The sequence below is a fragment of the Allobosea sp. Tri-44 genome, assembly GCF_004123845.1.
Classification (GTDB): domain Bacteria; phylum Pseudomonadota; class Alphaproteobacteria; order Rhizobiales; family Beijerinckiaceae; genus Allobosea.
Genome location: NZ_NBDP01000030.1, coordinates 809,663 through 829,902, shown reverse-complemented (window position 1 = coordinate 829,902; position 20,240 = coordinate 809,663). Strand labels below are relative to the sequence as shown.

17 protein-coding genes are annotated in these 20,240 nt (G+C 66.7%); 8 read left to right on the top strand and 9 right to left on the bottom strand.

The window, feature by feature from the left end; translation table 11 throughout:
* Positions 1-7: 7 nt before the first annotated feature.
* A complete protein-coding gene (locus B6S44_RS20435; RefSeq protein ID WP_129158886.1) occupies positions 8-889 on the bottom strand; it encodes a LysR substrate-binding domain-containing protein in 882 nt (293 codons plus the stop codon).
* 166 nt (positions 890-1,055) lie between these two features.
* On the opposite strand from B6S44_RS20435, the gene B6S44_RS20430 reads away from it, so the two are divergent.
* Positions 1,056-1,421, top strand: a complete 366-nt coding sequence (locus B6S44_RS20430; protein WP_129158688.1) for a DUF1127 domain-containing protein — start codon at positions 1,056-1,058, stop codon at positions 1,419-1,421.
* Between the two features lie 176 nt (positions 1,422-1,597).
* Positions 1,598-3,490: a methyl-accepting chemotaxis protein gene (locus B6S44_RS20425; protein WP_129158687.1), complete on the top strand. Its 1,893-nt coding sequence runs from the start codon at positions 1,598-1,600 to the stop codon at positions 3,488-3,490.
* 61 nt (positions 3,491-3,551) lie between these two features.
* On the opposite strand, the gene B6S44_RS20420 is transcribed toward B6S44_RS20425, so the two are convergent.
* The 3 genes from B6S44_RS20420 to B6S44_RS20410 form a co-directional block, all read right to left on the bottom strand.
* Positions 3,552-4,460, bottom strand: coding sequence for a DUF937 domain-containing protein (locus tag B6S44_RS20420; RefSeq protein WP_129158686.1), 909 nt, complete (start codon positions 4,458-4,460; stop codon positions 3,552-3,554).
* A gap of 63 nt (positions 4,461-4,523) precedes the next feature.
* Positions 4,524-5,897, bottom strand: a complete 1,374-nt coding sequence (locus B6S44_RS20415; protein WP_248309666.1) for an MATE family efflux transporter — start codon at positions 5,895-5,897, stop codon at positions 4,524-4,526.
* Positions 5,894-7,759, bottom strand: coding sequence for a monovalent cation:proton antiporter-2 (CPA2) family protein (locus B6S44_RS20410; RefSeq protein WP_129158685.1), 1,866 nt, complete (start codon positions 7,757-7,759; stop codon positions 5,894-5,896). Before B6S44_RS20410 ends, B6S44_RS20415 begins: the two co-directional genes overlap by 4 nt.
* 191 nt (positions 7,760-7,950) lie before the next feature.
* On the opposite strand from B6S44_RS20410, the gene ispH reads away from it, so the two are divergent.
* The 5 genes from ispH (at position 7,951) to B6S44_RS20385 (ending at position 12,454) form a co-directional block, all read left to right on the top strand.
* Positions 7,951-8,922 (top strand): 4-hydroxy-3-methylbut-2-enyl diphosphate reductase, encoded by a 972-nt coding sequence (ispH, locus tag B6S44_RS20405; protein ID WP_129158684.1) that lies wholly within the window; start codon positions 7,951-7,953, stop codon positions 8,920-8,922.
* A gap of 7 nt (positions 8,923-8,929) precedes the next feature.
* The gene (locus tag B6S44_RS20400; protein ID WP_129158683.1) at positions 8,930-9,895 is read left to right on the top strand and encodes a homoserine kinase; all 966 of its coding nucleotides are present in this window, start codon (positions 8,930-8,932) and stop codon (positions 9,893-9,895) included.
* Positions 9,892-10,338 (top strand): ribonuclease HI, encoded by a 447-nt coding sequence (rnhA, locus tag B6S44_RS20395; RefSeq protein WP_129158682.1) that lies wholly within the window; start codon positions 9,892-9,894, stop codon positions 10,336-10,338. Before B6S44_RS20400 ends, rnhA begins: the two co-directional genes overlap by 4 nt.
* Positions 10,339-10,695: 357 nt before the next feature.
* Positions 10,696-11,553 carry a flagellar motor stator protein MotA gene (motA, locus tag B6S44_RS20390; RefSeq protein WP_129158681.1) on the top strand — a complete coding sequence of 286 codons (858 nt, stop codon included), beginning with the start codon at positions 10,696-10,698 and terminating at the stop codon, positions 11,551-11,553.
* A 28-nt stretch (positions 11,554-11,581) separates the two neighbouring features.
* On the top strand, positions 11,582-12,454 hold the full coding sequence (locus B6S44_RS20385; RefSeq protein WP_129158680.1) for a flagellar motor protein MotB: 873 nt from the start codon (positions 11,582-11,584) through the stop codon (positions 12,452-12,454).
* Positions 12,455-12,754: 300 nt separating this feature from the next.
* Here the strand turns inward: B6S44_RS20385 and B6S44_RS20380 are convergent, their stop codons facing one another.
* The 4 genes from B6S44_RS20380 to B6S44_RS20365 all read right to left on the bottom strand — a co-directional run bounded on the left by B6S44_RS20380 (position 12,755) and on the right by B6S44_RS20365 (position 16,418).
* A complete protein-coding gene (locus B6S44_RS20380) occupies positions 12,755-13,777 on the bottom strand; it encodes an LLM class flavin-dependent oxidoreductase (RefSeq protein ID WP_129158679.1) in 1,023 nt (340 codons plus the stop codon).
* Positions 13,778-13,964: 187 nt separating this feature from the next.
* Entirely contained in the window at positions 13,965-14,414 is a 450-nt protein-coding gene (locus B6S44_RS20375; protein ID WP_129158678.1) for a GNAT family N-acetyltransferase, read from the bottom strand.
* Between the two features lie 635 nt (positions 14,415-15,049).
* Positions 15,050-15,535 carry a peroxiredoxin gene (locus B6S44_RS20370; protein WP_129158677.1) on the bottom strand — a complete coding sequence of 162 codons (486 nt, stop codon included), beginning with the start codon at positions 15,533-15,535 and terminating at the stop codon, positions 15,050-15,052.
* A 43-nt stretch (positions 15,536-15,578) separates the two neighbouring features.
* A complete protein-coding gene (locus B6S44_RS20365) occupies positions 15,579-16,418 on the bottom strand; it encodes a protein-disulfide reductase DsbD domain-containing protein (RefSeq protein WP_129158676.1) in 840 nt (279 codons plus the stop codon).
* 208 nt (positions 16,419-16,626) lie between these two features.
* On the opposite strand from B6S44_RS20365, the gene B6S44_RS20360 reads away from it, so the two are divergent.
* Complete coding sequence (locus B6S44_RS20360) at positions 16,627-17,247, top strand: YqgE/AlgH family protein (RefSeq protein ID WP_129158675.1); 621 nt, start codon at positions 16,627-16,629, stop codon at positions 17,245-17,247.
* Positions 17,248-17,350: 103 nt separating this feature from the next.
* Here B6S44_RS20360 and B6S44_RS20355 read toward each other — a convergent pair whose 3' ends face one another.
* Positions 17,351-20,203, bottom strand: coding sequence for an EAL domain-containing protein (locus tag B6S44_RS20355; RefSeq protein WP_129158674.1), 2,853 nt, complete (start codon positions 20,201-20,203; stop codon positions 17,351-17,353).
* Positions 20,204-20,240: the final 37 nt, after the last annotated feature.

Sequence of the window (20,240 nt, the reverse complement as noted above, 5' to 3'; positions counted from 1 at the left end):
GCGGCCCTTACTCCGCCGCCACCTTGAAGCTCTGCAGATTGTCCAGGCTCTGGATGATGTGCTCGGCGAGCGCATTCGACAGGATCGACGGGTCGTGCCTGGTGCGTAGCAGGCCGATCTTGCAGGAGGGCAGGGTGGAGAAGCCTTCCCCCGGTCCCAGGATGCGCATGCCGGGCCTGACCGCACTCTCCGGAAGCACAGAAACAGCGAGGCCTGCCACCACGGCCGCGCCGACCGCGGTCGAATTCCAGCTGGCATAGAGCACGCGGAAGCGCCGGCCCTTGCTCTCCAGCGCCTCGACCGCCGCCTGGCGCCAGTTGCAGGTCGGCCGTCCCAGCGCCAGCGGCAACGGGTCTTCCTCGTGCACGCAATGGCGGGCCGAGGTCACCCAGAGCAGGGGCTCGATCCGGATGATCTCACCCTGGCCGCGACCCTCGACATGGGTAATGATTGCAAGGTCGATGTCGCCGGTGCCGATCCGCTCCGCCAGCATCGGCGTCGGCTCGCAGACCACGGTGACCTCGGTGCGCGGGTTCGAGCGGGCGAAGCGCGCCAGGATTTCCGGCAGATAGCGATCGGCATAGTCGTCTGGCACGCCGAGCCGGATGCGGCCCTTGAGATCGGCCTCGGTGAAGCTCGCGACGCATTCGAGATTGAGCCGGACGATGCGGCGGGCATAGTCGAGCAGGCGCTCGCCATCCTCGGTCAGCTTGGCGTGCCGGCCGTCGCGGCCGAAGAGCGGCCGGCCGACACGCTCTTCGAGCCGCTTCATCTGCATCGAAACGGCCGATTGCGTCTTGAAGACGATCTCGGCGGCGCGGGTGAAGGAGCCGGTGTCGGAGATGGCGACGAAGGTCTTGAGCTGATCGGCGTCGAGCACATGGGCCATGCCGGCCTCCTCCCAGAGGTTCATCAAGATCGGTTGTGTCAACCATCATAACCATTCGTTTGGCTGATGACCAGAGCAGAGTTATCCTTTGGTCACTATCCCGCTCCTGCCGGCCTGTGTCGCAGCCCGGGTGGAGTATCGACCGTCCAACCCCGAGGAGGCTGTCATGCTGGTCATGACCTTCGTCACGAAGACCTTGTCTGCCGTTTCCGGCGGCGCGGCGCGTGCTGCCGCTCACACGGTTACGGGCACGAAAAATCTGGTGCGCGCCTTCGTGCACCGCCGAGAGGTGATGCGTCTCAGCGAGCTCGATGAGCGCGGCTTGAAGGATATCGGCCTCGTTCGTTCCGATATCGCCGGCGCGCTTGCGACCTCCTGGCTGGAAGACCCGTCCAGTGTGCTGCAGGCCCGCTCCGACCAGCAGCAGTCTGCGGCCGCGAGCCGGCGAGAGGCCGGGGTTCGACGGCCGGTGGTGACCCAGGCCGCGCCGCGGCCGAGCGCCAAGGACATCAAGATCGCGTGCAACGCCTGACCCCTTGGCGTGACGCGTCCCTGCGGGCGGTGGCTTCGGCTGCCGCCCTTTTTTGTGCCCGCATGCGATCGTTAACCGGTTGGCACGCATCGTAACGCTTCATTCAGCAAGTTCGACCACATTTGCGCCGCATTGCGCCGACTTCGGCGCCCCGATCCCTCGCCCCGGGGTTTTCCATGCGACGCTTCCGCTTTCGGCTTCATGATCTGAGGATCAGGACCAAGATCGCCATCCCGATGCTGGTCATGGGAGCGATTGGCATCGGCTCGGCCGTCTACGGCGCATTCGAGTTCGGCAGGATCGAGAAGACCTACGCCGACCTGGTCTCCCAGCGCGCGACGGCCATCCTCGACTCCGCCCGCGCCGCCAGCGCCATGACCGAGATCGTCGGCAATCTCTACCAGGCGATCGCTTATCCCGAGTTCATGAAGCAGAACGGGACCAGCATCGAGAAGGTGAAGACCGCCTATGCGGCCTCGCAGCAGGCGCTGGTCGAGGCCAAGATCAGTTTCCCGCAGCGGGCCGAGAGCTTCGACGAGTTGAGCCGCCGCCTGCAGGCGGCGAAGTCCGACATCGACCAGATCATTGCCCAGGCTGCCCGCGACGAAGACCTGCCGGCGCTCTCGATCATGTCCCAGCTCGACAAGACGATCGGCGAGATCGCCGGCGCTGCCGCCAAGGTCAATGGCGAGATCAAGAAGGATACGGAGGCGGCCTCCGAAGCGCTTGCCGCCGACGCTGATCGCGTCAACCTGATCGTCATCGGCCTGAGCCTCGCAGGGGCACTGCTCGGCCTGATCGGTGGCGCGATTCTGACCAGCGCAGCTATTACGCGTCCGCTGGAGCGGCTCAAGCTCCGCATGGGCCAGATCGCCAATGGCGACTATGCCGGCGAGGTCGAGGGCCAGGGCCGCCAGGATGAGGTCGGTGAAATGGCCCGCGCCGTCCAGGTGTTCAAGGAGAACGGCCTCGCCGTCCAGCGCCTCGAGAGCGAGACCGAAGCTGGCCGCACCGCAGCCGAGCGGCAGCGTCTTGCAGCCGATGCCGAACGCGCCAGCGCCGCGGCGATGCAGCAGCGCCTTGCGGCCGAGCAGGCGGTCGTGGTCAGGGCCCTGGCCGAGGGTTTGACCCGGCTTTCACAAGGCGATCTCAGCGTCCGCGTCGAGGACGAGGTCGCCGCCGACTATGCCGCGCTGAAGCAGGATTTCAACAGCGCCGTCAGCCATCTCGCGCAGACGATCGCGACCATCCAGGCGACCTCCGCCGATGTCGGCAATGCCGCGCGCGAGATCAATTCCGGCGCCGACGACCTCTCGAAGCGCACCGAGGAGCAGGCCTCCTCGCTCGAGCAGACGGCCGCCACCACCGAGCAACTCGCCGCCTCGGTCAAGGCCTCGGCGCAGGCTTCGCGCCAGGCTGTCCAGCTCGCCAACGAGGCGACCGGTGTCGCGGTCAATGGCGGCGCCGTCGCCAGCCAGGCGGTCGAGGCCATGGCGCGGATCGAGCAGGCCTCGAAGAAAATCTCCGACATCACCTCGGTGATCGACGAGATCGCCTTCCAGACCAACTTGCTCGCCTTGAACGCAGCGGTCGAGGCGGCCCGCGCTGGCGACGCCGGCAAGGGCTTCGCCGTGGTCGCCAGCGAAGTGCGCACATTGGCTCAGCGTTCGGCCGAAGCCGCCAAGGACATCACCGCACTGATCGCTCAGTCGGGCGTCGAGGTCGAGCAGGGCGTCGGGCTGGTGCGCGCCGCCGGCGAGGCGCTGAGCCGGATCGTCGAAGCTTCGAAAAAGGTCTCGGCGACGGTCTCGGACATCTCGGCGGCGTCCGCCGAGCAGGCCAACGGTATCGACGAGATGAGCCAGACCGTCGCCCATATGGACGAGATGACCCAGCAGAATGCCGCGCTCGCCGAGGAGAGCGCCGCTTCCGCAGGCTCGCTCAGCGGCCAGATTCGCCGTCTCAACGAGCTGGTCGCGAGCTTCCGCACCGGCGATGATGCCGTGATGCTGACCGGCACGCCGGTCGCGGGTGAGGCCTATGAATGGGATGAACGCCGCCGCGCCTGAGCATAGGCGGCATCACTGGAATTGATGACGGCCACCTTCGGGTGGCCGTTTGCTTATGGGCTCAGGCCTTGCGCTGGCCGCCGCCGAGCATCGTCTCGAAGATCGAGCGCAGCGCGTCCTGCTGGCCCGCCTGGACCTGGCGGCCGTGCTCGAACATCTGGTTGAGCGCATCGAGGCCGATCGAGCCCGGCCCAGTCTCTCCGGAGGACGGGGGCGGCTCGTCCGGCTCGGGCGCAGGCGCCGGCCGGCGGGACTGCGGCGCCGGGCTGGGACTGCTCTCCGGGGCTTGCCCCTGCGCACCACCGAACATGCCGCCGAGGATCTGGCCGAAGATATTGCCCATGTCGGCAGGCATCCCCGGCATGGCGCCGCCGCCGAACGGGCCGCCGCCCGGCGCCTGGCCGGTCGGAGGCCTCTGCCCGCCGAACATGCCGCCGAGGATCGCTTCCAGCGGGTTGGCGGGGTTCGCCTGCGGGGCCTGGGGCTGCTGCCCAGGCATCTGGCCACGCATCATCTCGGCGAACTGGCCGAGAATGCCGCCGAGCCCCTGATTGTTCACCGATTTAAACAGCCCGCCCATCAGGATTGAGGCGATCACCGGCAGCATCTGCTTCAGGACCGCCTGGCCGACGCCGCTGGTCGCCGCGGCCTGGGCGGCAACGGCGTTGGCGACCTCCTTCGAGCCGAAGAGCTGGCTCATCACGTCCTGGCCCATCGGCATCGCCCGGTCGGGAATGCCGTCGCCGTCGCTGTCGTACATCTGGCCGAAGGGCGTCGCCGTCATCATCTGGGCGAGGTTGCCGAAGGCATAGGGGTTCTGGGTCTGGCGCTGCAGCCCCATCGAGAAGGCGGGGAGCAGAGCGTCGAGCGCCGACTGGGTCTGCTGCATCGAAAGCCCGTATTGCCGGGCCAGGTTCTGCATGGCCTGGCCGTTCTGGGCCGATTGCATCATCTCGAAGAGATTCATCATGGCGCGCTCCCTCGCGGGACGAGCCCGCCAACTCACGGAATCGACGATAGCAGCCGGTCGCCGTCAGGCAAGCGACGGTCTCGCAGCCATCCGGGCCGCGCGCTCGAGCCGGGCGATGCCGCGATAGGCGGTGACCAGCGCGGCGATGCCGAACAGGACCGCGCCCAGCGCCGCCCCGGCGAGCGCGCCCTTGGGGCCGGCATATTGCGCCCCCAGCCAGGCGAGGGGCACCGTGCCGAGCGTGGCGCGGCCCCAACTGAACAGGGTCGAATAGAACGGCATGCCGAGATTGTTGAAGGCCGCGTTGGCGACGAAGAGCGCGCCGACGAAGAGCCACATCGGCCCGGCGATCAGGCCGAAGAAGGCGACGAGCTCGGCGGTTTCGCCGCTGGTGCCGAACAGCGCGCTGATCTGGTGACGCAGCAGCGCCAGCAGCAGGCCGGCGACCGCAACATAGGCCGCAGCGAAGACGACGGAATCGGTCAGTGCGCGGCGCATCCGGTCATAGCGCTGCGCGCCCCAGTTCTGCGCCAGGATCGGCCCGACCGCGCCGGACAACGCGAACAGCACACCGAAGGCGACGGGAACCAGCCGATCGATGATCGCGCTCGCCGCGATGACCTGATCGCCGAAGCGGGCGATGATGCCGAAGAAGCAGGCATTGGCGATCGGATTGGCGAGGTTGGTCATGATCGCCGGGGCCGCGATCGCGAAGGTCGGCCGCACGTCGCGGCGCAGGGCTGCAAAATTTGGCCGTGCGATCATCCGGTGGACGCGAAGAGCGCCGTGGAAGCCGACGGCGAGGAAGACGACGCGCGAGAACACGGTCGCCCAGGCGGCGCCATCCGGGCCGAGGCCGAGGCCGAAGATCAGGAGCGGGTCGAGAGCCGCCGTAACGATGCCGCCGGCGAGGGTGACATACATTGCCCGCCTGGCGTCGCCGACGGCGCGCAGGACGCCGGACAGGCCCATGCCGAGCGCCATCAGCGCGTTCGACGGGAGGGTGATCCACAGGAAGGAGGTCGCGACGGCCAGTGATTCGCCTTGAGCGCCGAGCTTGGGCAGCAACCAGGGCAGCAGCGGCAGCATGACGACGCTGAGCGCCAGCCCGGCGATCGCCATCACCGTGAGTGTCGAGCCGGCCATCCGCCGCGCGCCCTCGCGGTCGCCAGCGCCGAGCGCGCGCGCCGTCAGCGCGCTCACCGCGATCATCAGGCCGACATTGAAGGAGATCATCAGGTAGAGCACGATCGTCGCGTAGCCGACACCCGCCGTTGCCTCGGGCCGGCCGAGGCGCGAGACGTAGAGCAGCGACAGGAAGTCGACGACGAAGATCGCGATCAGGCCGACCGAGGCGGTCGCCGTCATCACCGCGACATGGCGGAACGTCGAGCCGCTGACGAAAACGGCCTGCGAGGGTTTCGTGGGCGCGTTCACTCGGCCGGTTCCCCGACCCCGCCGACCGCTATCTCGGCACCGCCATCCTCGATGACGTCCTGCGTCTCCTTGGTGAGCGCCTTCGACTTGCCCTTCGGCGCGATGATGGGCTCGGGCGTGACGCGCGGTACCTTCTCGAGGCCGGCGGCGACGCCCTCGCTGAACTGGATCTCCATGCGCTGGGCATCGCGGTCGCGCACATGCTCGATCACGAAGCTGGCTTCCTCATAGCTCAGGCCGAGCGCTTCCAAGGTCACCCGGCCGAAGCCGAGGGCCGATTCGAAGGTCTCGCGCATCTGGTAGTCGACATCGAGGCGCATCAGATCCATCGCATGGACGCGATCATAGGCGCGGGCATGGATGCGCACGGAAGGGAATTCGACCTTGGCCATCTCGACGATGCGCAGCGCCGCCTGCCGGTCGTCGATGCAGATGCACACGACCTTCGCCTTGCCGGCGCCGGCGGCGCGCAGCACGTCGAGCCTGGTGCCGTCGCCATAATAGATCTTGAAGCCAAACTTCGCGGCGGAACGAATCCGCTCGATATCGGAATCGATGATGGTGACGTCGAGATGCTGCAGCAGCAGCGCCTGCGTCACCACCTGGCCGAAGCGGCCGAAACCGATGACCAGCACCGAGGGCGTCACGCCGTCGAAGGTCTCCTCGATCTCCTCGGGCGGCGGTGCGTTGGCGGCGAGCCAGAGATCGATCAGCTTGGCGGCGATCGGGCCGATCAGCATGCTGAGCGCGGCGATCGCCGTCGCCAGCGCGCCCTGCCTTTCGTCGAGCAGGCCGAGCGAGGCGGCGAGCGGCAGCAGCACGAAGGCGAATTCGCCGGCGGGCGAGAGCAGGGCGCCGGCCCGGATCGCCTCGCTCGTCGAGGAGCAGGAGGCGCGCAGGATCGCCGCGGCAGCGGCGATCTTGAACAGCACCAGGAGCGGTGCTGCCAGCGCCAGCAGCAGCGCGTTCTCGGCGACGAGCTTCAGGTCGATCGACATGCCGACCGCCATGAAGAACAGGCCGAGCAGCACGCCGCGGAAGGGCTCGATATCGGCTTCGAGCTCGTGGCGGAAATGCGAATCCGCCAGCAGCACGCCAGCGAGGAAGGCACCCATCGCCATGGAGAGCCCGACCTTTTCCATCAGCAGGGCGGCGCCGAGCACGACGAGCAGCGCGGCCGCGGTCATCACCTCCTTGGCGCCGGCCTTGGCGAGGAGCCGGAAGAACGGATTCAGCGCATAGCGGCCGGCGAGCACGACGGCGGCGATGGCGAGCAGGGCAAGGCCGAGCCCGGTCAGCGCCGTGGTCGAGCCGCTGCCACGGGCCGCGCCCGTCGTCGCCAGCAGCGGCAGGAAGGCCAGCGCCGGAGCAATCGAGATGTCCTGGAACAGCAGGATCGAGAAGGTGCGCCGGCCGTAGGGCTCGGCGCCGTCGCCGCGCTCCTCCAATAGTTGCAGGGCGATCGACGTCGCCGACAGGGCGAGCGCGAGCCCGATCGCGATGGCGCCGCCCATGGCGACACCGAACTGCCAGGCGGCCGCGCCGATCGCCAGCGCACTGAGCAGCATCTGGGTCAGGCCGGCGCCGAGGATGTCCTTGCGCATCGAATAGAGCCGCGCCGGCTGCAATTCGAGCCCGACCAGGAAGAGCAGCAGCACGACGCCGATCTCGGCGGTGCCGCGGATCGCATCAGGATCCTTGATCACGGCGAGTGCGGAGGGACCGATCGCGATGCCGGCGGCGAGATAGCCCAGCACCGCCGACAACCCGAAGCGGCGGAACAAGGGCACAGCCACCACCGCACCCGCACAGAAGGTCAGGATCGGCGGCAGATAGCTGGCATGCGAGGCGGCGTCGGCCATGCGGGAACTCGTGCTGGAGCGAAGTCAGGCCGCGTCGAGGCAATGGCCGGTTGAGCGCAATGTAGGGCCTGCCGCGGCATCCTGCGAGAGGGGGCGTTGCATGGGCGGCGATGCGCTGCGGCGCCAGGCTTTCTTGACATCGAAGCCGCCAGACCGAAAGAAGGCGCGATCTCCTCGGAACCCGCGCTCCAGTGACCGCCAAGCCGCCGCTCGACATATTGCTCTGCGCCCCGCGCGGCTTCTGCGCCGGCGTGGTCAGGGCGATCGACGCCGTCGAGAAGGCGTTGGCCCTGCATGGTGCGCCGGTCTTCGTGCGCCACGAGATCGTGCACAACAAATACGTGGTCGAATCGCTGAAGCGGAAAGGCGCGGTCTTCGTCGCCGAGCTCTCCGAGGTGCCGGATGCGACGCGGCCGGTGATCTTCTCGGCCCATGGCGTGCCAAAATCGGTACCGGCCGAGGCGCAGGCCCGCAACTTCTTCGCCATCGACGCGACCTGCCCGCTGGTGACCAAGGTGCATCGCGAGGCCGAGGTCCATCGCAAGCGCGGCCGGCACATCCTCTTGGTCGGTCATGCCGGCCATCCCGAGGTGATCGGCACGATGGGGCAGTTGCCCGAGGGCGCGATCACGCTGATCGAGACGCTCGACGACGTCGCGACGCTCGCGCCGCCCGAGGACAAGGAACTGGCCTATGTCACCCAGACCACGCTCTCGGTCGACGACACCCGCGAGATCGTGCAGGCGCTGCAGGCGCGCTTTCCGGCGTTGATCGCCCCGCACAAGGAAGACATCTGCTACGCCACCACCAACCGCCAGGAAGCGGTGAAGCGCGTCGCCCCGCTGGTCGACGGGCTGATCGTGGTCGGCTCGCCCAATTCCTCGAACTCGCAGCGCTTGCGCGAGGTCGCCGAGCGGGCCGGCTGCCCGATATCGCGCCTCGTCCTGCGCACCGACGAGATCGACTGGTCGCTCTTCGGCGGCATCCGCCGCCTCGGCATCACCGCCGGCGCCAGCGCCCCCGAGGTGCTGGTCGAGGAGATCATCGACGCCTTCGCCGAGCGCTATGAGGTCACGGTCGAGACGGTCTCGACCGCCGATGAGAGCGTCTTCTTCCCGCTGCCGCGCGAACTGCGTGAGCCGACCCCGACCGCAGCAGAGTAAAGAACGCGTGGCCGTCTATACCGAAGTGCCCGATGACGAGATGGCTGCCTTCGTGGCGAGCTATGGCATCGGCGATCTGCTCGCGGTGAAGGGCATCGCCGAGGGCGTCTCCAACTCCAATTTCCTGCTCCACACCAGCAAGGCCTTCTACATCCTGACGCTGTACGAAGAGCGGGTCGATATCGCCGATCTGCCCTTCTTCATCGGCCTGATGGAGCATCTGGCCGCGCGTGGGCTGATCTGCCCGCAGCCCGTCAAGGCGCTGAACGGCTCGGCGGTTGGCCGCCTCGCCGGCCGCCCGGCCGCGATCGTGACGTTTCTGGATGGCCTCTCCGTGCGCCGCCCGAATGCGACGCATTGCGCCGAACTCGGCCGCGGTCTGGCTTTGCTGCACCAGGCGGGTGCCGATTTCCCGATGGAGCGGGCCAACTCCCTGTCGGTCCCCGACTGGCGGCCTCTGGCCGAACGTGCCGGCACTGGCGCCGACAGCGTCTCGCCCGGTCTCGCCAACCGCATCATGACCGAGATCGACATTCATGAGCGGTCATGGCCGCAGGATTTGCCGCGTGGCGTGATCCACGCCGACCTCTTCCCGAACAATGTCTTCTTCATCAAGGATAGGCTTTCGGGGCTGATCGACTTCTATTTCGCCTGCACCGACGCCTTCGCCTACGACCTCGCCATCTGCCTGAACTCCTGGTGCTTCGAGGCCGATGCCTCGTTCAACCTGACCAAGGGCCAGGCCATGCTGGCGGGTTATGAGAGCGTGCGCCGGCTCGAGGAAGCGGAAGTCTCTGCGCTGCCGGCGCTGTGCCGCGGCTCGGCGCTGCGCTTCCTGCTGACGCGGCTGGTCGACTGGCTGAACGTGCCGCCGGGCGCGTTCGTCAAGCCGCTCGATCCGTTGGAATACGATCGCAAGCTCGCCTTCCACCAGCGCGTCTCGGACGCCAGAGAATACGGATTGAGGCGATGAGCGAGCCGGTCGAAGTGTGGACGGACGGCGCCTGCTCGGGCAATCCGGGACCCGGCGGCTGGGGCGCGATCCTCAGCTTCAAGGGCAAGGAGCGCGAACTCTCCGGCGGCGAGGCGCAGACCACCAACAACCGCATGGAGCTGATGGGCGCGATCGCGGCGCTGGAGACGCTGACCCGGCCCTGCACGGTCGCGCTCCACACCGACAGCCAGTATCTGCGCCAGGGCATCACCAGCTGGATCCATGGCTGGAAGAAGAACGGCTGGAAGACCGCCGATCGCAAGCCGGTCAAGAACGAGGAGCTCTGGAAGCGCCTCGATGCCGCGCTGAAGCAGCACAAGATCGAGTGGAAATGGGTCAAGGGCCATGCCGGCGACGAAATGAACGAGCGTGCCGACGCGCTGGCGCGCGCCGGGATGGCGCCGTTCAAGCCGGGGCGGTGAGCGGCGGCGGACTGCTATCTCAACGGCAGCTGTGGGTGGGTTGCTGAAATTCGTAGAGCACCTCCTGGGTGTCGCGGTCGCGCCAGCAGCCGACGTTCGACTACTGCCGGAAGGCAGACATTACCGGGCGACTGTTGCTGACCAACCGCTACCGGCCCTCAGCGGGCATTCGCAAGAGTCGCTGCTCACCAGGCGAGTCGCGGGCCAGTCATTGCACTCCGATTTTCTCCCCTGGGCCAATTTGTCGCCCCAAGCCTGCCATGTCCCTAACTCGCCATTAACCTTGATCGGTCAATTCCTCGGACGAGTAGTGGCTCCGCGCGGGCTGTAGCTGCTGCAGTGCGAGGGTAGCAAACCATGCGGCTGATCGTCGGCGCAATCATTGTCTTCGTCTGCGTCTTCGGCAGTTACGCGGCCATGGGTGGCCACCTCTTCGTCCTTTGGCAGCCGTTCGAGTTCGTCATCATCCTCGGTGCAGCGATCGGTGCCTTCATCATCGGCAATCCCCCGCCGGTCCTCAAGGCCGTGCCGTCCATGCTCGGCACGATCCTGAAGGGCTCCAAGTACACGCAGGAATGCTATGTCGAACTGCTGGGGATGCAGTATTCATTGTACAAGCTCGTGAGGCAGAAGGGCATGCTCGCGGTCGAGGAGCACATTGAAAATCCGAGCAAATCGACGCTGTTCAATGCCTTCCCGACGTTTGCTGCGAACCATCATGCGGTCGAGTTCGTCTGCGACTACATGCGCATGTTGACGCTGGGCGCCAACAACGCCCACGAGATCGACGCTCTCATGGACGAGGAACTGGAGACGCACCACCAGGAGCAGGAGCGTCTCGTTTCGGCCATGCAGTCGCTCGCCGACGGAACACCGGCGCTTGGCATCGTCGCCGCCGTGCTCGGCGTGATCAAGACGATGGGGGCAATCAAAGAGCCGCCGGAGGTGCTGGGACACCTGATCGGCGGCGCGCTCGTCGGCACCTTCTTCGGCGTCTTCGTCGCCTACGGCTTCTTCGCGCCGATGGCGGCGTCGCTCAAGAGCACCTTCGACGCGGAAGCCAAATACTTCCTGTCACTCAAGGCGGGCCTCCTCGCCCATGTCAGCGGCCAGCCACCGGTGATGGCGGTCGAATTTGCCCGCAAGGCTCTGATGAGCGACGTCCGCCCGACCTTCAGCGAAGTGGAAGCGGCAACCGCCAAACTGGCCGCCTAGATCCGGCTCAATCTCCAGCAGGGACTCGATGACCAAGCCCGCCCAGACGATTATCGTCAAGAAGGTCAGGAAGGCCGCGCATGCGCACCATGGCGGGGCCTGGAAGATCGCCTATGCGGACTTCGTGACCGCCATGATGGCGTTCTTTCTGCTGATGTGGCTGATCAGCATGACGACGCAGGAGCAGAAGGAAGGCTTGGCGGAGTATTTCGCGCCGGGGTCTTTGAGCCCCAGCACCAGTGGCGCTGGCGGCATGCTGTGGGGTACCGCCCTCGACAAATCAGGCAGCAAGCCGTCGCCGCCACGCGAGGTGGCGACGGGGACCAACAGGCAGGAGGACAGGGCGCGCCGGACCAGCTCTGGCGGCAGCGCCGACCGCGAGGTCAACCGCTCGGTTGCCGGCCAGCAGGCCAGCCACAGCGCGATAGCCAGCCTCCGGCAGACGCTCCAGAGCATGCCCGAGATTGCCGATCTGTCGCGCAACATCGTGATCGAGCCGACCAAGGAGGGGTTGGATGTTGCCCTCATGGACGAGTCCGGCCGCTCAATGTTCCCCGAGGGCTCGGTCCAACCCTACCCGAGCACCCGTCGCGTGCTGGAGACACTCGCGCCCACTCTGCGCCGCCTGCCCAACCGCCTGGCGATCACCGGCCACACGTCCGCCGCGCGCCCGGGCTCGGCGGCGGGCGCCGAGCCCTGGAGCCTTACCACCGGGCGCGCGCTCGCAGTTCGCGAGATCCTGTCGGGCGCAGGGTTCCCCAACGACCGCTTCGCTTCCGTGGTGGGGCGCGCCGACACCGAGCCGGTCTTCCTCGACAATCCTTACATCGCGCCAAACCGACGGGTGAGGATCACTCTGCTCACTGAAGAGCCGCCATTGCCCCCGAACCACTTTCGCTGAACACATCGCCCCGGCCGCCTCACGGTCCGTTTGGGATTGAGCTCAAGGCTGACAAAACGCGAGAGGCTGATCATTGCAACGCGGAGCATGTGCGTCCCGGCATCAGCGCCAGTCGATCGCGAAACGCTATCCATCACGTCAGGCTGTCAGCCAGCCAGGCCCCCGAATCCGGACACTGCAAATGCCCGCAATTGGGCTAACTCCGGTCGCCGGACATCGATCGTCTGATGTCTCAGATGGGTCGGAAGCAGGACGATCAGACCAGTACCCGTTCTCTCCGGCGCCATAGCTACGCGCCCCTCAGCGCCAGCCTAGCCCCGGCGCGACATGCTTCAGGATCGCCTCGATGACATGGGCATTGTAGTCGACGCCCAGCTGGTTCGGCACCGTCAGCAGCAGCGTGTCCGCCTCGGCGATGGCCTCGTCCCTGGCGAGCTCCTCGATCAGCTTGTCAGGCTCGGCCGCGTAGCTGCGCCCGAAGATCGCGCGCGTGTTGTCGTCGATGTAGCCGATCGAATCGTCGCCCTGGTTGCCATGGCCGAAATAGGCGTGGTCGCGGTCGTCGACCAAAGCGAAGATGCTGCGGCTGACCGAGACGCGCGGTTCACGCGCATGGCCGGCCTCCTTCCAGGCCTGCCTGTAGAGGCGGATCTGCTTGGCCTGCTGGATGTGGAACGGCTCGCCGCTCTCGTCGGTCTTCAGCGTCGAGCTCTGCAGGTTCATGCCTGCCTTCGCTGCCCAGACGGCTGTGGCGTCGGAGGACGCGCCCCACCAGATGCGCTCGCGCAGGCCCTCTGAATGCGGCTCCAGCCGCAGCAGGCCGGGCGGATTGGGAAACATCGGGCGGGGGTTGGGGCGCGCGAAGCCTTCGCCGCGTAGGACATCGAGGAAGACCTCGGTGTGGCGGCGCGCCATGTCGGCATCGCTCTGCCCTTCGGGCGGCTGGTAGCCGAAATGGCGCCAGCCATCGATGACCTGCTCGGGCGAACCGCGGCTGATGCCGAGTTGCAGGCGCCCCCGGGCGATGAGATCGGCCGAGCCTGCGTCCTCCGCCATGTAGAGCGGGTTCTCATAGCGCATGTCGATCACGGCGGTGCCGATCTCGATCCGGCTGGTCCTGGCACCGACCGCAGCCAGCAGCGGGAAGGGGGAGGCGAGCTGGCGGGCGAAGTGGTGCACCCTGAAATAGGCGCCGTCAGCACCCAGTTCCTCGGCCGCAACCGCAAGATCGATCGACTGCAGCAGCGTATCGCCCGCCGAGCGCGTCTGCGACTGCGGCGAGGGGGTCCAGTGTCCGAAGGACAGGAAGCCGATCTTCTTCATGGTGCAGCGCCTGTGAATGACCGCGAACGCGGAGCTGTTCCGCGAAAGGAAAACGCCCGGGCGGCTGGTGCCGTCGGGCGTATGTGTTCCTCATATAGGCGGCATCCACGGCATTGCCCTGGCGTTCATGCACCGGCGGCAATGCCTTGCTGCAATCTCAGCGGGAGCAGCGCGCTGGCCCGCCAGCTCAGCCCAGCGGCTGGCGATAGACGATAAAGCCCGATTTCTGCGCAACCTTGTCGTAGAGTTCCTGCGCCTGCAGGTTGCTCTCATGCGTCTGCCAGTAGACGCGGAAAAGGCCCTGCTTCTCGGCCATCTGCCTGACGGCCTCGATCAGCTTGCGGCCGACGCCGTGGCCGCGCGCCTCCTCGCTGGTGAAGAGGTCCTGCAGATAGCAGATCTCGTTCTGGCTCCAGGTCGTGCGGTGCAGCACATAGTTGACGATGCCGAGCGCCTTGCCGTCGCGCTCGGCGATGAAGCCGCCCATCGGCTCCTGGCCGTTCGTCAAACGCGTGAAGGTGGTGTCCGTCGTCTCCGGCGTCAGCGACGACTTGTAGAAGGTGATGTAGCCCAGCCAGAGCGGCTCCCAGGCGGCGCGGTCGCTCGCCACGAGCGGACGGATGCTGATCTCTGTCATGGGCCTGGCGTCTCCTCGATTTTATCGGGAGGCTAGCGGCGGTCTTCGGCGCTGTCTCATGACAAGCGCAGATCGGATCGATCGGATTCGCTGCTGGACATGAACAAGCGCACCCGGCATCGGTCCATTCATTGCCCCAACCATAGAGCGGCCAGCGCGCCGACTCCGGAGAGAATCCAGAGACCTGGCGGGGCAGCCAGCTCACGACCGATACGGACATTACCGCGGCATGCTAAGCTCGGGTTAGCATCAACCGTCGCGGAAGGTTGTCGATATATGAAGGTGCGAAGCATCCAGTTTTTATCGCGAGCTGGATTGGTATTCTTTGCTATTGCGTTGCTGTCATTTCCGGCTGGAAAAATTCTAGGAACGACGGATGCGGAACAGCAGTCGATCAGCATGGCTATATGGTTGTTTTCCGGTTCGGCCGTTCTAATAATCGTCGGAATTCTGTTTTTTGATTGGCTGATCAACGGCTAAGGAAGCAACCGCATTCCGCCAGCGGCGCGTGCCAGAGGTCCGCCTAACGTGCACCTCGAACATTCGCAGTGTGGGGCGCCTTGACTCCTACCGCCCAATAGAGAAACCCGCGCCGAGACGGCGCGGGTTTGAAAGCGGATGGAGCCGAGCTGGGCTCAGAGCTGGTTCAGCAGCGCCTCGGCGCCGGAGAGGTCGGCCTTGCCCGGCGCCTCCTCGACATTGAGCGTGGTCACGACGCCGTCCTCGACGACCATCGAATAGCGCTGCGAGCGGGTGCCCAGGCCGAAGCCCGAGCCGTCCATCGACAGGCCGATCTCCTTGGCGAAGTCGGCATTGCCGTCGGAGAGGAAGGTGATCACGCCGACGCCGCCGGTCGCCTTCGACCAGGCATCCATCACGAAGACGTCGTTGACGCCGGTGACGAAGATCTCCTCGACGCCCTTGGCCTTGATCTCGGCCGCCTTGTTCACAAAGCCGGGCAGGTGGTTCTTATGGCAGGTCGGCGTGAAGGCACCCGGCACGGCGAAGAGCACGATCTTGCGGCCCTTGAACAGGTCGTCCGTGGTCTTGGCGGCCGGCCCATCGGCCGTCATCACGCGAAACGTTGCCTGCGGAAGCTTGTCACCGACCTTGATCGCCATCGCCATGTCTCCTGCTGCGGCTGGTTACCGCCCGGCGGCAGGGTTACGGCTTCGCGTTGCCGATGTCGAGTTCGAGCCGCGTCTCCACCGCCTGCGGTTTTCCGCGCACGGTGATGATGAGCGGCGTCGGACCAGTCGCGCCCTTGGGGCGCTCGACGATCTTGAGCTTCGCGGCGACCGTGCCGTCGGGCTGCGGCATGAGCATCGGCCGGCCGAAGGACCACATCCCGGCGCCCTCGACGAAGACGTCCTCCACCGAACCGCCCTCGGGCGCCTTCAGCAGCAGCTTCACGGCGGCGTCGCCATGCGTGACCTCCAGGATCGAAAGGCGATCGCTGGCCTCGCCGACCTTGATCGCGTGCGGGATCCTCGCCTCAAATTGCTCCAGCCGCGGCGAGGCCACCGAGGTGACGCCGGGCTCGAGCCACAGGCGCGCCTCGCCTTTGGCCGGCACGCAGATCTTGTCGCAGACCGCATAGTCGAGCTTCAGCACCACCGTGACCGGGCGCGTCGGGTCTATCGGCTGGACCGAGACCGGCACCACCACCTGGCCGACATAGCCGATGCCGGAACCGGCGCCGTCCTCGAAGCGCTCGGGTGTCGGCCAGCGCACGTCGAGGCCGCCGACATTCTCCGAGCCGCTCCAGTCGAAGACCGGCGGCACGCCGGCATCGCCGGGGCTGCGCCAATAGGTCTTGAAGCCAGGCGACATCGTGATCTCGACGCCGATGCGCTGCTTGCCCGATGGCGCGGTCGCACCCGCGATCAGGCGCACCGACGAGTAAGCGGCCTTCGACCATGGCGAAACCACGGCTTCCTGGGCGGAAGCCGGCGTGCCGAGCGCCAGCGCGGCGAGGAGAGCGAAGGTTGTGACCGTTTTCACGCGTCTGATTTAGGCGATCCAGTCCAATTTTGCGAGGACGATACCGATGCTGTGATCCCGTATCGGCACATCTTCAAGCATCGCCAGTTTTGCGCCAGCATTGCGGCGAGCACGGAGCGGGTGTTTCGGGGCACGTTCGCGCTACGCCGGAAGGCCGGGATCGCTACCGAGCCAAAGTGATTCCCACATCAGCCCAACATGCTCTACCATGGCGAACATGAATCTCGGCTCGAACCAGCGCGTCAGCGGACGCAGCTATCTCGACGGGCAATGCCTGATCGCCATGCCGGGCATGAGCGATCCACGCTTCGCCCGCAGCGTAGTCTATCTCTGCGCCCATTCCGAGGATGGCGCGATGGGCATCATCGTCAACAAGCCCGCGGCCGATACGCGCTTTCCCGAGCTGCTCGTCCAGCTCGACGTGATCCCGCCTGACCAGGCGATTCGTCTGCCGACACAGGCCGAGAAGGTGAAGGTCCTGCGCGGCGGTCCGGTCGAGACCAAGCGTGGCTTCGTCCTGCACAGCGCCGACTTCTTCCTGGAATCGGCGACGCTGCCGATCGACGACGGCATCTGCCTGACCGCGACGCTCGACATCCTGCGCGCCATCGCCGTCGGCACCGGGCCGGAAAGCGCTGTGCTGGCGCTCGGCTATGCTGGCTGGGGAGCCGGACAGCTCGAATCCGAGATCCAGTCCAATGGCTGGCTGCATTGCCCGGCTGATCCCGAGCTGCTCTTCGATGATGCGCTTGATACCAAATACACGCGGGCGCTCGGCAAGCTCGGCATCGACCCGGCCTTCCTGTCGAAGGATGCCGGGCACGCTTGAAGAGCGTCATGCTCGGGCTTGACCCGAGCATCTCAGGCCCGGCGTCGGACGGAGCTTTCTCGTCATGAGATTCTCGGGTCAAGCCCGAGAATGACGCTTCCGCTTACGCCGCCTCGAAGGTCGAGCTCGACGCTCCCACCAGCCGGCGCGCTTCCGCCGCCGTCATCGGCTGGCCGAAGGTGTAGCCCTGCGCGTACTGGCAGCCGAGCTGGTAGAGCTCGATCGCGTCCGATTCGGTCTCTGCGCCTTCGGCGACGACGTCCATCTGCAGATCGCCGGCGAGCTGGACGATCGAGCGCAGGATCACCGGCGGCTTGCCGTTGCCCATCTGGCGCACGAAGCTCTGGTCGATCTTGATCGTGTCGAACGGGAAGCGCTGCAGATAGGACAGCGAGGAATAGCCGGTGCCGAAATCGTCGAGCGACAAGCCGGCGCCGAGATCGCGGATACGGCTGAGCATCTGCGCCGCATATTCCGGGTTCTCCATCACCAGGCTCTCGGTGATCTCGAGCTTGAGCGTGCCGGGCAGCACGCGCCGGCGCGCCAGCACGGCCTTCACGTCCCGCAGCAGGTCGTGGCGCAGCAGCTGGCGGCTGGAGACGTTGACGCTGGCAAAGATCGGCGGGTCGACCTCGAGCGCGGCCTGCCAGGCGGCGAGCTCGCGCGCCGTGCGGTCCATCACATAGACGCCGAGATCGACGATCAGCCCGCTCTCCTCGGCGATCGCGAGGAAATCCTGCGGCAGCAGCCGGCCCTCGCGCGGATGGTCCCAGCGCATCAGCGCCTCGAAGCCGGCGATGGTCCGATCCTCCAGCCTGACGATCGGCTGGTACATCACCTGGATCTCGCCACGCTCGATCGCCCGGCGCAGGTCGCTTTCGAGTGCGAGGCGATCGTTGCGGTCGCTGCGCATCGCCGGCACGAAGACCTCGACCAGGTTGCCGCCCTGGTTCTTGGCATGGGCCATGGCGAGCTCGGCGTTCTTCAGCGCGTCGTCCTTGCGCGCCGTCGGCGTGCCGTCGAACAGCGCGAGCCCGATCGACGGCGTCAGCACGATCTCGCGCTCGGCGAAGGTGATCGGCGTCGAGACGGCGCGGCGGATCAGCTCGGCCAGGGCCAGCACCCGCTCCGGGTCGCTCTCCGAGACCAGGATCATCGCGAAGATGTCGCCGCCGATCCGCGCCAGCGTATCCTGCGTCCTGAGCAGCCGGCCGAGGCGGCGCGCCAGCGTCAGCAGGATCGAATCGCCGGCCGAGAAGCCGACCGATTCGTTGACCTGCTTGAAGCGGTCGATGTCGATCACGATCACGGTCGGGCGGATGGCGTCGTCGGCGCGGCTGAAGCCGAACACCGCGGTGAGCCGGTCCTGGAACAGCTCGCGATTGGGCAGGCCGGTCAGGTTGTCGTGCACGGCGTCGTGCAGCATGCGCTCCTGCGCCGTGCGCTGCTCGGTGACATCGGCGAGCGTGCCGATGACGCGGATGACCTCGCCATCCGAGCCGATGACCGGCCGGGCCTTCAGGCTGAACCAGTGATAGGCGCCATTGGCGGAACGCAGGCGGAAGTCGAGCTGCAGCTTGCCGCGGCGCTGCTCGATCACCGCGTCGAGCGAGACCCGGTAGCGGTCGCGATCGGCGACGTGCATATGTTCGAGCCAGCGTGCGGCCGAGCCCTCGAGCGCGCCCTTGGACAGGCCGAGCAATATCTCGGTCTGCGGCGAGACGAAGATCTTGTCGGCGGAGACGTCCCAGTCGAAGACGAGATCGCCGGAGCCCGCGAGCGCCAGGGCCTGCCGCTCGGTGTCGGAGACCAGCCCCTGACCCAGCGTGCCGCCGGCGAAGGCGTGCTGCACCACGGTGAAGCCGATCAGCAGGACGATCAGGATGAGGCCGCCGATCAGGGCAGGCGGCACGAGATCGCGCGTGACCTGGCCGACAACGGTGAAGCCCGCCGCCGTCACCCAGACCAGCAGCAGGAACCAGGTCGGGATCAGCATCACCGCCCGTTCATAGCCATGGGTGGCAAGGTGCAGGATCAGCACGAAGCCGATCGCTGCAACGGCAGCGATCGAGATGCGGGCGATGCCCGACGCCATCGGCGCGTCGAAGACCGCAAGGCCGACCAGCCCGGCGAGGCCGAGGATCCAGACGATGGTGATGTGGCTATAGCGCACATGCCAGCGCGACAGGTTGAGATAGGCGAAGAGGAAGACGAGCAGCGTCGCCGCCAGCACCACCTCGGCGCCGGCGCGGTATATTCGCTCGATAGCCGGGGTCAGCGGGAAGATGCGCTGGAAGAAGCCGAAATCGAGCCCGGCATAGGCCAGCACTGCCCAGGCCAGCGCCGCCGCTGCCGGGAAGATGACCGCGCCCTTGACCACGAAGATGATGGTCAGGAACAGCGCGAGCAGTCCGGCGATGCCGATGATGATGCCCTTGTAGAGCGTCAGCCCGTTGGTCTTCTGGCGATAGGCTTCCGGCTCGAACAGATAGAGCTGCGGCAAGTTCGATGATTTCAGTTCCGCCACGAAGGTGACAGTGGTGCCGGGATCGAGCGTGATCTGGAAGATGTCGGCGTCGGGCGCCTCTTCACGCTCGGGCCGCAGGCCCTGGCTCGCGGTGATCGCCTCGATGCGGCGGTCGCCGAGATCGGGCCAGACCACGCCGGAACCGATCAGGCGGTGGAAGGGGGCGACCAGCAGGCGGTCGATCTGCTCGTCGGAATCATTGGTCAGCGCGAAGACGATCCAGTCCGGCCGCGCCCCGGATTCGCGCGCCCGGACGGCGATGCGCCGGACGATGCCGTCGGCCCCTGGCGCCGTCGAGATCTGGATGACGTCGCCATCGGATTTGTTGCGCTCGACCACATCCGTCAGGTCGAGCACCGGCACGTCGAGCGGCACGCGCTGTGCCTCCACCGCCAGCGCTGGCCGCACCAAAGTCAGCAGCACCAGCATGAGAAGGCCGCAAACGGCGATGCCGGACCGGAAAAAG